Below are 14,226 nucleotides of genomic sequence, written 5' to 3'. Positions count from 1 at the left end.
GAATATCTTTTTTTATTTTTCCGTTCGGGTGCGTTTTAATAATAATTAAAAATCCAGCCCAAACGAAAAATAAAATTTATACGGCTGCAGATCTCTGTTTTCAATTCCCCAGGCCCAGTCGGCACGTATAAAGTAGCCTAGAAGTCTTGTCCGTAATCCAAATCCATATCCGCCAACGATAGGTTCATTCTGCTTAACAACTGTTACAACAAATGGAGTATTAGAAATTACAGTACGATTAAAGACATTGGTTGAATCATATGGTGAAAGCCCATTCCATGCAGTTCCGATATCGCCAAAACCGATGATCTGAAAGTTTCTTACGAAGTCAGATTTAATTGGTCGATTGAGCAAATATTTAAAAACGGGCCAACGGATTTCACTGTTGATCAATGCAAATGTATTTCCGTTTCTGATATTCTGGTCAAAGCCTCTTAAGTTGGAAGCCAGAGCCTGGAAATAATAATTTTGTGAATAGTCTATCTGAGTTTCATAATTGAATCCCGGTGAGATCCAGTTATCTGTACCGCCCAGATAATAGATCAGTTTTTCCTTTCCGAAAGATGTACTTGTTGCTATACGATTTGCCCAGATCAATTCACGGTGAATTTTCAGATAATGTCTGAAGTCTGCACCTACGATGACCATTCCTGATTCTTTTCTGTCAACCTGTTTATAATACTCACCAAAGATCTTGAAGCGTGTACCATTATAAAGGTTCAATCCCATGTTAATGGTATTATCCAAAACATATTCCAGGCGAGCTGTTGCCCAATGCAAAAGAACATCCGGCGATTCTAAAGATGGTTGATTCAATGAAAGAGTTACGATCTTATCATTTCTGTATGCGATAGAACCACGGAGAGACGACACATCACTAAAAGGATATTTGCTTGCATATCTTAACTCATGCGAGAATTGCTTTGCACCATATTCAGGAAGTAATGTTGCCTGTCTGTAGAATGTAAGTTGTCTGTCCATTCTTTTCTTCAGATACTCATAGCTCAGAAAATATTCATTGCTATTGAGATCAGCAGCAAGTTTGAATCCGCCTGTGATCCGGTAATCTTCAAGAAGATCACTTATTCCAAGTTTAAAGAAACCATTCAGTCCCGGATTATAATAGATTGCACTTCCACCATTAAAGATCTGATAACTTTGATTAAGCAATGAATTATCAAGCTGACTTACAAAGTATGTAGATGAAAATGCTGTTTCATAATTTCTTTGTTTTGGCAACTGAAAACCTAGTGAGTCCTTCTTTGCTTCTTCAATTTTTATAACCACTGAATCCTGCGGGACAATAAATGATGATTGAGGTGGTGAATCTTTTTTCTTGTCCTTCTTTTTCGATTTTGGAAAATCAGACTGGAAAACATAATTATCAATATTTACAACATTTGAATCTGCAGGGATAACAGTGGTGTTTCCATTATTATCTGTTATTTCAATTGTCGTAACATTAGGTTTAGTCGGAGCAGGCGGCGGTGCATTCAGAGCACGTTCCTGTTCATTCTTGAACAATGTTTTAGGAAGTGGATTGTCGGTATGAAGATTTGTTTTTGGCTGGCCAACATACAATTGATATTTTCCATTTCTAAAAACAATTTCACTTACGCGATCATAATTATGGTTGACGTTATATGAAATGATATTTCTAGCATAGTTAGTCAAAGGTGCATTATCAACTATCATCCGGTAATGCTCAGTTGTATCAACATAACTCAAAGCACTGTCAAGATGCGCAATGTACCTGTTCACTATTCCGTTTTCATCACTCAGATAACTTATTGCAGATGAATCAAACTGCATTGGCTGCAATTCATTTGAATGCATTGTGCTTGTAATCCTGCGAAGAATTGCCGACTGGCCTCTGTAATCGTAATAGAAAATGTCATAATTCGAATTCTCCGGCATAAGTGTACTCTTATCTACTCCAAGAGTATCATTTACACGGTTAGAAGAAAATACAATTGCACGAGACTTATCTATGAAATGCGGATCAAGATCATCGAAGAAATCTTTGGTGATCTGTTCAGCTACGCGTGTGCGAAGATTATAAACGAAGATATCGCTTTGTCCTTTCTGTATTGCAGACATTACAATCGACTGACCATCGTCAGCATAACTGAAATTCAGTACTTTTTCAAAATTAAATAATGGGCTTTCGACATACTCTTTATTTGACAAGGTATAAGTGCCCATTACCAACTTACCTTTTCTTTCACGAATGATTGCAAATAGTTGTCCGGTTGGATGCCATGCGAGCACAGGAAACGAAATATCAGTTTCGTGTGCATAGCTTCGGTAACCACTTTTCTGAATCCGTTTACGGCTTTTCTTTTCGTGATCGTAGAGATAGACCTTATACTTTCCAAGATTATTTGCAACATAAATACTGTAACGTCCGTCAGCACTCGTTTTCAATTGCGAATAAAGTGTTTCCGGTTTTGAACGCTTCAGGATGTTTTTACTTTCGATTGAATCACGCTTAGAATCAGAATTAAGATATCTTGACTTCATTGATTCGCGCCAGTTGAAAGACAACTCCTTTATATTCTGACCGAGCACATACATCAGTCCGCTTTCAATGTTCCGGTTTACGCGGGTCATATAAAGCAGATTTGCAACCGATGATTCACTGTATGTATCGATGATAAATTTCCAGATAGAATGTCCGGCATAAACAGCATCGATACCTGTAAGGTGATTGAACTTCAAATATTTTTTTGAATTAACTCCATCACGAACACGATTATCAATTTCTGTATTCCACGGCGAAGAGACATAAGATACCAGACCGTTGATATACCAGTCAGGCAAAGAGAGTAAAGCAGAATTCTGCAACCTGTCTTTTATATCACCACCATACATTATCTGATCGATAAGTACCCGCGCAATTCCACCACGGATCTGTTTATGGAATGCAATGTGATCACCTGTAAAATATAAAAAAACCTTATTGCCAACAATACGTGTAATTCCTCCGGTATTGTTAGAACCAATTTCTTCCGTTTCTAATCCAATGTTCGATTGCTTAGCATCGCCAAGTTTATTATAAATTACAAACTGAATTCTTCCATCGAGTTTGTAATCAAACAGTTTTTCGATTTCTTCAAGATCCTTCTGTGCAGTTCTTCCGGTAAAAGTAGCAAGTTCCAATCCACCGAGATAGTAATACGTATCATAATTTTTAAAACGCATGAATGACCAGAAGCGTTCTTCATATTGAACACGATTCTTTCCGAATTGCATAGAATATCCATTGTAAAACTGTGCAACAATCCTTTCAGGCAAAATGCTTGTAAGAATAAAAAGTATAATAAGAATGCAAAATTGTTTTTTCATAAAAATCGATTCCCTGGGAGAAGAAATGGTTTTCAATTCAGAACAGGAAGGTACGGAAAGAAAACTCCTGATACAATCTCCGACTACATGTTCACATACTGCGAATGTAGCTAAATTTGCCCAATAAATAGTCCCCGGAAAACCGTTTCTTTGCACTTCCATGACCAAAAAAGACAACTTTAACAATGCTTAAAATAAACAGCTTTACTTTCAATCCTTTTCAGGAAAATACATATGTCCTGAGCGACGAAACAAACCAATGCGTGATCGTAGATCCCGGTTGTTATACTCCGGAAGAAAAATCAGAATTAGCCAACTTTATTGAATCTAACAAACTGAAACCGGTAAAGATCTTACTTACACATGCGCATATTGACCACGTTTTGGGTATCAATTTTTTAGCAGGAAAATATAATTTACCAATAGTAATGAATGCAATTGAAATTGAATTGCTGAAATCAGCCGGTGTTTATGGACAAATGTGGGGCGTGCAGGTAGAGCCTTCACCAGACCCTACAGAATTTTTAGAAGATGGCGACGTATTCAAATTCGGAAGCATAGAACTGGAAGTCTTGTTTACTCCTGGTCATAGTCCAGGAAGTCTATCTTATTTTCACCGCTCATCCGGACAATTACTAGCTGGAGATGTCCTTTTTAATGGAAGTATAGGGCGAACAGATCTACCCGGAGGTAATTTTGAAATACTTGAGAAAAGTATCCGGACAAAATTATATACACTCCCCGACAATGTAATTGTTTTTTCCGGCCATGGACCTACAACGACGATTGGCAGGGAGAAAAGAGGGAATCCTTTTGTTAGCGAATAGTGAAAAATGAAGGGAATGAAGGGGAATGAAGTAGAATGAAATGGAAAGAAGTAGAATGAAGTAGAATGAAGTGGAATGAAGTGGAATGAAGTGGAATGAAGTGAAATAAAGTGAAATAAATTATTCGTTATTTTATGCTTCCGACAAGGAACTTCTTGCAAAATTTATAAACCAACCACGTCGCCGGAAGTGCCGCTATAACATCAACTGTATAATGAACGTGTTGCACCAATAACAATACACACATTGCAACAACACAAACAAAGAGAACTGATTTTGTTTTTGGTAAATGTGTGCCCAGGTAAACAGAAAGCACAGTAGAAACGTGTCCGGAAAAGAAAAGATCTTTGGATATTATTTTACCGCCGTTTGTAAAAAACTGTACTACCGGTTCTCTTAATGGTAAATATCCAACAGGAGGTTCCAATGGGAGCAATGTGATCGTCACCATTCTAACGAATGTGACAATTATATAGGTTTGTAAAATTATCAGGACTGTTTTGGGATGTGCACGATGCGTGTACATACCTATAACAATTGCAGAATAGAGAATAAAGAATACACCCCAGGAAACATTGTAAGCAGGAATATTGTCAAGTAAAAAATCTCCCAGCTGGGTGCCTGTACGACTTTCGATGTAGTCGAAGAAGTGTTTAAAAATAAAAGTAAACGTAGAAAGCACAAGCAATGTAATAATGAACTGCCATCTGAACTGCCGATTGTTCATTGCACCTTTCCATGCCTGTGTAGCTGTAGGTTGTTGAGCTGAAATATTCACAAATAAATTTTCTGGTTATGAATTTATAGCTCCAAGGATCATTGTCTCAACTTCTGAACTATCCCATTTTTCTTCAATACCTGAAAGATTCATCACCTTACGCATAATCTCATCCTGCTTTTTTCCATTTGCAAGAGCAACAGAATATGGTATGTCACTGAATGTTACCTGCGAATAAAGTGGCAGCCATTTATCCGGAAATTTATCATGGATCCTTGCTTCTATTTTCTTGCGAAGCAAAAATTCTTTGCTTCCTACAAGATCTCTCATTTCAACAAAGTTCATTACCGCCAATTCTGCTATTGCATCTGAATTAGGTTTTCTTGATTCCTGAAATTCATTCAATATTTTTTCCCAGTTATCACCATGCTTTTCCATCAGTTGATCAAGCACAGTACAATCCTCAAAGCCACAATTCATCCCTTGTCCATAAAACGGAACGATAGCATGAGCTGCATCACCGATCAGACAAAGTTTATCTTTCACAGTCCAGGGAAAACATTTTACTGTAACAAGTGAACCGGTAGGATTATGAAAAAATTGTTTAGCAACATCAGGCATTAATTTAATGGCATCAGGAAAGACCCGGTTGAAGAATTCTTCACAGTCACTTTCACTTTTTATTGAAGCAAAGGAATCCGTTCCTTCAAATGGGAAGAACAATGTACATGTAAAACTTCCATCCAGATTTGGCAAGGCAATCAACATATAACCTCCGCGAGGCCAGATGTGCAAAGCATTTTTTTCCATGAGAAATTTCTCTCCATCACCTGCGGGAATCAGTAATTCTTTATAGCCGTGCTTAAGATAATTCTGAGAATATTCAAAACGATCGGTGCTTAACTGCATTTGCAAACGACCTGCAGAAAAGGCTCCGTCAGCACTGAATATCAGTCGACTTTTTACTTCAACTTCAACTCCATTATAATCGAACTTTGAAATATTATTTTCAATATCTATACCTGTACACCGATGATTGAAATGGATCTTCACGCCGCTTTTTTCAGCTTCATCCATCATCACACAATTCAAAACACCTCTTGATGTTGCATAGATAGATTGTCCGCTTTCACCGTATTGTTGTGATGTCAATTCGCCTTTCACATTATGCATGATACGGCGATCCATTGGAATAGCAACCTTACGGATTGCTTCTTCAATTCCTACACCTTTTAACCCACGCCAGCCTCTGTCTGATAAGGCAAGATTGATCGATCTTCCCGCCACAATAGTTGCTTTGCGCATATCAACTCTTCTTTCATAGATAGAAACGTTATATCCACGGCGAGACAAGTAAATTGAAAGGAGAGAGCCAACTAAACCTGCTCCAAGAATTGTAATATTTTTATTTTCTGTACTCATTGATTAAAATATAAGTGTGCGAAATTATTGCAATGCATCGGCAAGTTGTTTTCCAAACTCAAACACATCACTGAAAGAATTGTAAAGAGGAACAGGTGCCGCTCTGATCACATCCGGCTCACGCCAGTCGACGATCACTCCATTATCTGTTAATTTCCTGTGAACTTCTTTTCCATTTTCATTAATAATAATTGAGATCTGGCAACCTCTTTCTTCCGGAGAAGATGGAGTAATTATTTTCAATGCATCCTTACCGGAAGCCGATTTGTAATTTTTGTTTACTTCTTCCAGAACAAATTGAAGATAAGATGTAAGTTGAACACTCTTCTTTCTTAATTCATCGAAGCCGGCATCTTCGAAAATGTCGAGTGAGGCTTTGAGGGCAGCCATAGGAAGTACGGGTGCATTTGATAATTGCCAGCTTCTTGCACCGCGTGCAGGAACAAATGTTCTTGGAATGGTGAAGCGCGTTTCAGGATCATTTCCCCACCAGCCTGCAAACCGGGGAATAGTTTTATCATCAGCAAATTTCTCGTGAATAAAAATACCTGATACACCTCCGGGTCCGGCATTAAGATACTTGTAGCTGCAGAAACATGCATAGTCAACATCCCAATCGTGAAGTTTCAGCATTACATTTCCGGTAGCATGTGCAAGATTAAAACCGACAGTCGCACCAACTTTGTGTGCAGCATCGGCAATCCGTTTAAGATCCAGAAATTGTCCGGTATAATAATTAACGGCGCCCAACATCACAGTTGCAAGTGATGCACCTTCTTTTTCAATAGCAGAAATAATATCTTCTGTTCGCAATAAATATTCGCCTTCACGAGCTTTAAGCATGACAACTGTTTTGTCAGGATCAAATCCATGGTACGCGGCTTGCGACTGAACAGCATATAAGTCGGAAGGAAAAGCATCATATTCACAAATGATCTTATTACGTGAAGCAGTTGGCCGGTAAAAAGAGACCATCAGCAAATGCAAATTCGTTGTCAGTGAATTCATGGCAACAACTTCAACGGGCAATGCACCTAATAAGGTAGCCAACTGATCTGTCAGAATTTCCTGATAAGAATACCATGGATTTCTTCCATGGAAATGTCCTTCAACTCCGAATGTTGCCCAGTCTTCCAATTCTGATAGCACATAATCCTGCGTAGATTTAGGTTGTAAGCCTAGTGAATTCCCCGTCAGATAGATAACTTTCTTTCCATCCATGATTGGAAAATAGAATTCATCAGCAAAAGAAATCAATGGGTCATTTTTATCCATTGATGCTGCAAATTCAGCGGTGTTTTTAAATTCAAACATGGGTGCAAATATGCTATAAAAAGTTCAGATTTCTGATTAAATTCGTGCCATAAAACAGATGAACTTATGAAACGCGAAAAATCAGAATCCCTCTTCGAAAAGGCTAAACAATATTTTCCCGGCGGAGTAAATTCACCTGTCAGAGCATTTAGATCTGTTGGCGGCACACCTCTGTTTATTGAAAAGGGTGATGGATGTCATATCTGGGATGCTGATGGTAATAAGTTCATTGATTTTTGCGGATCATGGGGCCCGTTGATCAACGGTCATAACAACTCCGCTGTACGAGAGGCAATAATTGATGCAGTAAGTTCAGGAACAACATTCGGCGCTCCGACCAGAAAAGAAAATGAACTTGCGGAATTGATCCTTTCTAATAACCGGTTCATTGAAAAGATTCGTTTCGTATCGTCAGGAACAGAAGCTGTAATGTCTGCATTAAGATTAGCGCGTGGTGTAACAGGTAAATCGGTGATAATAAAATTTGATGGCTGTTATCATGGCCATGTTGATTCACTTTTGGTGAATGCCGGCAGCGGACTTTCTACTTTTGGAATTTCATCTTCGGCCGGAGTAACGGAAGCTGTTTCTAAAGACACTATGGTTTTGCCTTTGAACGATCGCAGAGCAGTGGAGATTGCAATTTCAGATTACAAAGAAGATATAGCAGCTATTATTATTGAACCAATACCTGCTAACAATGGATTGATCTTACAGGACAAAGAATATCTTCAATTCCTCAGAGACATTACAAAGAAAAATGATATTCTTCTGATCTTTGACGAAGTGATCTCCGGATTCAGAGTTGGTTTTGAAGGTGCTGCGGGTTATTATGGAATTCAGCCTGACATTATCACCTATGGAAAAATCATTGGCGGCGGTATGCCTGTTGGTGCTTATGGTGCAAGTAAAGAAATCATGTCACATATTTCTCCCGATGGGAATGTATATCAGGCAGGAACACTTTCAGGAAATCCTGTTGCAATGAATGCTGGTATAGCTCAGTTGAAAATCTGTCTTCAACCGGATTTCTACAAAAACCTGAATTCAAAAACAGAAAAATTTGTTCAATCTATCAATGATTTTGCAAGTAAAAATAATTACTTGTTTAAGATCTTCAGGATTGGTTCAATTTTCTGGTTTGCATTTACAGACAAAGAATTTGTACGGACTTCCACAGATATTGAAAGTGAGAGCATGAAATTTTTCCGTGAAATGCACAGTGACCTTCTTGAAAGCGGAGTTTATCTGGGGCCATCAGGCTATGAAGTCGGATTCGTTTCCTCCGCACATAGCGAAGAGATTTTAGATGCTGCAGCAAAAAAGATCTGTAATTCACTTACAAAGATCTTTACAACATCAACGGAACGGGTTTCCTAAATTGAACAGAGTACTCCAGATTCCTTTCTTTTCCTTCTTTGCTTCTTTGTCAAAAATTTCTTTTGCAAGTAGAAGCCAGCCTTTATGATCAGTCTTTGAAAGATATGCGATTGCAGATTGATTGCCATCGCATGCAGATATAAAAGCAGCAAGTTCTCTGTTACCACTTTTTATCAGGAAAAGTTTTGCTTTATCATTTCCATTATATGCATCTACTGTTGCAGCAAGTTGTCTGAAATCATTTTTCAACAACCATTTAAAAGAATTTTCCATTCCATCAATTGCATCCCAGAATTCTACTAATTCCCGATGGTCATTATTTAACAACCATTCACGATCCATATCGTCATCCTTTCTGACGAGAAGAACCAAATGCTCAAATGTTTCGTGGCTATAATTTTTCATATCATTGAATAAGCAAAATAAAGAAAAATAAAGCGTAATATCATAGTACCGTCTACAAATAATTTGTAGAAATAACTTTCTCTGTCCTGCACTCTGACAAAAATATATGCAAGAGCAATAAGCGAAGACAGATCTAAGGCATAGATGGCAAGAGTACTGACAGGCATTAAATGGTGAATTATAATTTCGAGAGCGACCAGAAGTGCTCCTGATATTTTTGTTTTTCCAACACCAAAAACGGATGGAATTGTTTTAATATTTTCACTTTTATCAATTTCCATATCTCTTATTTCAAAGGGAATATATAAGATAAAGACAAAAATAAAACGACAGACCGTTTGTTGAATTACAAACGGAGATGCAGGGTCAATATTCTGGTCAACCAGCGGAATAATGACAGTAGTTACCGACCAGACCGCTGCAAGCAAAGGCATTTTAACAAAAAGAGATTCTCTTATCCTGAATTTTCTTTTGATTCCCCACAACGGAATTGAAAATAAAAGTGACAGTACTCCAAAAGGAAATAGCCATAGAACGACTTTCTCAGAAAGAAAGAAAACATTGACAATAGCAATGATTGTTATAAGGGTAAATAAAATTTGTTCCGAAATAGAAATCTTCAATTTCAGATATGAATGATAGAGATTTCCAAAATTAGAATAGTCAAGTTTGAATGAGTAAGTGTGGAAATTGTACAACAAAAAAGTAGTACATGTTATGAAAATATTGTAGTGTGTAAATCGGACCGGACTATTATTCAGAACATCCGTTGCAAATATCATTGCAGATGCACAAATAGCAATAAAATAATTCCGGAAAACCAGTATCTGAAGAAATCGTTTAAATATTTCTTTCACCTGTGTAAACTCAATTATTGAATATCACCGTCAGTGTAATTCCGCCAACAACATATCCGATCAATCCCCCGATGAGGGCGTTACGGATCTTGTAATCTCTCGAACGTTTTTCAAATCCTTCACGATAAATTTCATCATCAAGGTTTCTGTCATCACTTGAACGGAAAAGCTTCAGTTGATTATTCTGATTTATGGCATGAACACGATGTTTTTTGAAATCAGAATTTATCATTGATACTGCAGAATCGAGTGTAGTATTTTCAGCGAAAATAAATTTCTTTCTTTCAATTTTGAGTTCTGAATTTTTTTCAAAAACAGGATTCTGAACATTTCCCGTAGAACTATTAAGAATTTTCCTGAAGATAATCCTGCTTTTTCAAGAGCATTTCCGCTTAGATCAAAGCTTAGTCGCTTTTTCAGATTTGGCGAATATCCACCAATCACAGTTGCATATAACAATGGACCCGGTAAGCCATAGATTGCACCAAGAGAAGAAACTCCTCCGACCAATAAACTGGTATAACGCACAGTATTGTTTCTGTAAAATTCGCGTGCATCTTGTTCTCCTTTGATAAACCGGCGCATTTCATCTTCACTAAAATCAATCGGGTCAAGAGAGTCTGTTTGGAAAATTACTCTCTCAGCACCATTTGCATATTTAATGGAGAAGACCCGGGCAGGATCTATCGTTTTTAATTTAGTACCGTCTATGGTTCTATAGGTAATAGTATAATCGCTTAAGTCGACAGATTTCACAGGAATGATCTTTCCCGTGATCAATACCAGAGTATCCTGAGCGTTACAAAATGTTGAAATAAGGAGAAAGAAAACTATACTGAATCTGAACATTAGCATTTTTATTAGTTTCAAAAATACAATAAAAGTCTTAATTACTTTCGATTTTTTGGCAAAGGAAGTAGGTGAAGACTCAAGTTATTGCATCTGAATGACAAGTAACAAATCTGCTCAACAAGATTGATGAATTGGCAAGGCCTTCGGTTTTTTTTTCAACAGCAAACATTCGTCGTTTTTTTTATGTTAAATCATCGTACCTTTGCGCCTCAAACATAATTACCCCAAACTATGTCAAATTCAGAGTTTTCTAATCGTCATATCGGTCCCAATGGTGATGATACAATTCAGATGTTGAAAGACATCGGTGTGAACAATCTTGATGAACTGATTTCGCAGACTGTTCCACAAAGTATTCGCCTGAAAAACAATTTAAATCTGCCGGAAGGACAGGAAGAATACCGTTTTTTAAAAGAATTGAGAAATGTAGCTTCTAAAAATCAAGTGTTTGGCTCACACATTGGTTTGGGTTATTATAATACTATCACTCCGGGAGTTGTTTTAAGAAACGTTTTTGAAAATCCGGGATGGTATACTGCCTATACACCTTATCAGGCAGAGATCTCTCAGGGCCGGTTAGAAGCATTGTTGAATTATCAGACAATGGTTCTTGACCTTACCGGAATGGAAATTACAAATGCATCACTACTTGATGAAGCAACTGCAGCTGCTGAGGCCATGCACATGTTTTATGCAGGACGAACAAAAGAACAGGTTCAAAGCGGAGCAAACAAACTGTTTGTATCAGCGAATTGTTTTCCGCAGACAATTGATGTACTCAAGACCCGCTCTGCTCCATTGGGAATTGAGCTGGTCATTGCTAAAAGTGATACAATAAATTCAGATAGTGGATTCTTTGGTGCAATCATTCAATATCCGGATGCAGAAGGAAACATTACTGATTACAAAGAATGGACAGCTAAGGCAAAATCATATGGAATCCAGATTGCAGTGGCTTCTGATCTGATGGCTTTAACATTATTAACACCTCCGGGTGAATGGGGAGCTGATGTTGTATTTGGAAATTCACAAAGATTCGGAGTTCCACTTGGATTTGGCGGCCCACATGCGGCATTTTTTGCAGCCAAGGATTCGTATAAAAGAGAAATGCCAGGAAGGATCATTGGTGTTTCTATCGATGCACAGGGAAATCGTGCTTTGAGAATGGCTTTACAAACCCGCGAACAACATATTCGTCGTGATAAAGCAACATCAAATATCTGTACAGCCCAGGTATTGTTAGCTGTAATGGCCAGTATGTATGCTGTATATCATGGCCCGCAAGGATTGAAATCAATTGCAGAAAGTATTCATTCCAATGCAAGCAGATTAGCAGAGAGTGCTATGAAAGCCGGCTATACTTTATCACACAAAACTTTTTTCGATACAATTGTTTTGAATGCCGGATCAGACCTTGAGAAAGTAAGAACAAATGCAATTGCTGCGAAGATCAATTTCAGATACATTGACAACACTACTTTTTCAATCAGCATTGATGAAACTACAGGCGATGAAGAATTGAACACAATTTTTTCAGTACTGACAAAATCAAAGAATAGTAATGAAAAACTTGTAAGCAATTCATCATCTCATATTCCGGCTTCACTTCAACGAGCAAGTTCTTATCTGACACATCCGGTTTTTAATACGCATCATTCTGAAACAGAAATGTTACGTTATATAACTTCATTGGAGAATAAAGATCTTTCATTGAATCATTCGATGATTGCACTTGGAAGTTGCACAATGAAATTAAATGCAACGAGTGAAATGATTCCTGTCAGCTGGCCGGAATGGAATTCCATTCATCCCTTTGCACCGGAAGATCAGACTGCCGGTTATAAAGAAATCATAACTACACTTGAAAATTATCTTTGCGAGATCACAGGATTTGCTGCAATGTCTTTGCAGCCAAATTCAGGAGCACAGGGAGAATATGCAGGATTGATGGTGATCAGAGCGTATCATCAGAGTCGTGGCGATCATCACCGGAACATTTCATTGATCCCTCAATCGGCTCACGGAACAAATCCTGCGAGTGCAGTCATGGCAGGAATGAAAGTGATCGTTGTAAAAACGGATGATCATGGAAATATAGACTTGCTTGATCTCAGACAAAAAGCTGAAGCAAATAAAGCAAATCTATCTTGTCTGATGGTTACCTATCCATCGACTCATGGAGTATTTGAAGAAGGCATTAAAGAGATCACAAAGATCATTCATGATAATGGCGGACAGGTTTACATGGATGGTGCAAATATGAATGCACAGGTTGGATTGACTAATCCGGCGACAATTGGTGCCGATGTTTGTCATTTGAATTTACATAAGACATTTGCTATTCCACACGGCGGCGGCGGTCCGGGAATGGGCCCGATCGGAGTTGCGAAACATTTGATCCCTTTCCTTCCTTCGCATCCATTAGTTAAAATGGGTGGAAGTACGCATGCTGTTTCTGCAGCACCATGGGGAAGTGCGAGTATATTGTTGATCTCCTACGCTTACATTAAAATGCTGGGCGGAAAAGGTGTTACAGATGCAACAAAATATGCCATTCTGAATGCGAATTATATTAAAGCAAAATTAGAACCCTACTACCCTGTTCTATATGTAGGTTCAGCGAATCGGATTGCACATGAAATGATCATTGACTGCAGACCATTCAAATTATCTGCAGGAATTGAAGTGGAAGATATCGCCAAAAGGCTGATGGATTACGGCTTCCATGCTCCTACTATGTCCTTCCCTGTTCCCGGAACGATCATGATAGAACCAACCGAAAGTGAACCAAAAAGTGAGTTGGATCGTTTTTGTGAGGCCATGATTCAGATCCGAACAGAAATTGAAGAGATAGAAAAAGGCATATCAGATAAGAAAGACAATGTATTGAAAAATGCACCGCATACGATGCATGTGATCTGTTCAGACGCCTGGAACCACGCTTATTCACGCAAAAAAGCAGCTTTTCCATTGCCTTACGTGGGTCATCACAAATTCTGGCCAACAGTTGGCAGAGCTGATAATGCCTACGGCGACCGTAATCTGGTGTGCGCTTGTCCACCAATTGAATCATACTTAGAAGAGGCTATATAAGCCTCTTTTT

General features: G+C 38.2%; 11 protein-coding genes. 3 read left to right on the top strand and 8 right to left on the bottom strand.

The genetic code is table 11. The annotated features are described in order from the left end of the window. Nucleotides 1-45 precede the first annotated feature (45 nt). On the bottom strand, nucleotides 46-3,348 hold the full coding sequence (locus IPL24_06700; protein ID MBK8363375.1) for a hypothetical protein: 3,303 nt from the start codon (nucleotides 3,346-3,348) through the stop codon (nucleotides 46-48). Nucleotides 3,349-3,533: 185 nt separating this feature from the next. Between IPL24_06700 and IPL24_06695 the strand changes: the two genes are divergently transcribed. Continuing rightward, on the top strand, nucleotides 3,534-4,175 hold the full coding sequence (locus IPL24_06695) for an MBL fold metallo-hydrolase (protein ID MBK8363374.1): 642 nt from the start codon (nucleotides 3,534-3,536) through the stop codon (nucleotides 4,173-4,175). Nucleotides 4,176-4,302: 127 nt separating this feature from the next. Here IPL24_06695 and IPL24_06690 read toward each other — a convergent pair whose 3' ends face one another. Genes IPL24_06690 through kynU form a run of 3 tightly spaced genes read right to left on the bottom strand, consistent with a single transcriptional unit; the run spans nucleotide 4,303 to nucleotide 7,629 of the window. After that, entirely contained in the window at nucleotides 4,303-4,953 is a 651-nt protein-coding gene (locus IPL24_06690) for a hypothetical protein (GenBank protein ID MBK8363373.1), read from the bottom strand. 15 nt (nucleotides 4,954-4,968) lie between these two features. Then, nucleotides 4,969-6,315 (bottom strand): FAD-dependent monooxygenase, encoded by a 1,347-nt coding sequence (locus IPL24_06685; GenBank protein MBK8363372.1) that lies wholly within the window; start codon nucleotides 6,313-6,315, stop codon nucleotides 4,969-4,971. Nucleotides 6,316-6,339: 24 nt separating this feature from the next. Beyond that, nucleotides 6,340-7,629, bottom strand: a complete 1,290-nt coding sequence (gene kynU / locus IPL24_06680) for a kynureninase (protein ID MBK8363371.1) — start codon at nucleotides 7,627-7,629, stop codon at nucleotides 6,340-6,342. A gap of 66 nt (nucleotides 7,630-7,695) precedes the next feature. Here kynU and hemL point away from each other — a divergent pair, with 66 nt between their 5' ends. Further along, nucleotides 7,696-9,009, top strand: a complete 1,314-nt coding sequence (gene hemL / locus IPL24_06675; GenBank protein MBK8363370.1) for a glutamate-1-semialdehyde 2,1-aminomutase — start codon at nucleotides 7,696-7,698, stop codon at nucleotides 9,007-9,009. On the opposite strand, the gene IPL24_06670 is transcribed toward hemL, so the two are convergent. Genes IPL24_06670 through IPL24_06655 form a run of 4 tightly spaced genes read right to left on the bottom strand, consistent with a single transcriptional unit; the run spans nucleotide 8,989 to nucleotide 11,120 of the window. Further along, nucleotides 8,989-9,414 carry a hypothetical protein gene (locus IPL24_06670; GenBank protein ID MBK8363369.1) on the bottom strand — a complete coding sequence of 142 codons (426 nt, stop codon included), beginning with the start codon at nucleotides 9,412-9,414 and terminating at the stop codon, nucleotides 8,989-8,991. The two genes, hemL and IPL24_06670, sit on opposite strands and share 21 nt — an antisense overlap. Next, a complete protein-coding gene (locus IPL24_06665; GenBank protein ID MBK8363368.1) occupies nucleotides 9,411-10,271 on the bottom strand; it encodes a hypothetical protein in 861 nt (286 codons plus the stop codon). The genes IPL24_06670 and IPL24_06665 overlap by 4 nt, the downstream gene beginning before the upstream one ends. A gap of 10 nt (nucleotides 10,272-10,281) precedes the next feature. Beyond that, entirely contained in the window at nucleotides 10,282-10,503 is a 222-nt protein-coding gene (locus IPL24_06660) for a hypothetical protein (GenBank protein ID MBK8363367.1), read from the bottom strand. Continuing rightward, a complete protein-coding gene (locus IPL24_06655; protein ID MBK8363366.1) occupies nucleotides 10,500-11,120 on the bottom strand; it encodes a hypothetical protein in 621 nt (206 codons plus the stop codon). The genes IPL24_06660 and IPL24_06655 overlap by 4 nt, the downstream gene beginning before the upstream one ends. A gap of 234 nt (nucleotides 11,121-11,354) precedes the next feature. Between IPL24_06655 and gcvP the strand changes: the two genes are divergently transcribed. Next, nucleotides 11,355-14,216 carry an aminomethyl-transferring glycine dehydrogenase gene (gene gcvP / locus IPL24_06650; protein MBK8363365.1) on the top strand — a complete coding sequence of 954 codons (2,862 nt, stop codon included), beginning with the start codon at nucleotides 11,355-11,357 and terminating at the stop codon, nucleotides 14,214-14,216. The last annotated feature ends 10 nt before the right edge of the window (nucleotides 14,217-14,226 follow it).

This window comes from Bacteroidota bacterium (assembly GCA_016711505.1).
Classification (GTDB): domain Bacteria; phylum Bacteroidota; class Bacteroidia; order AKYH767-A; family 2013-40CM-41-45; genus JADKIH01.
This window is presented reverse-complemented; position numbering and strand designations above follow the sequence as displayed.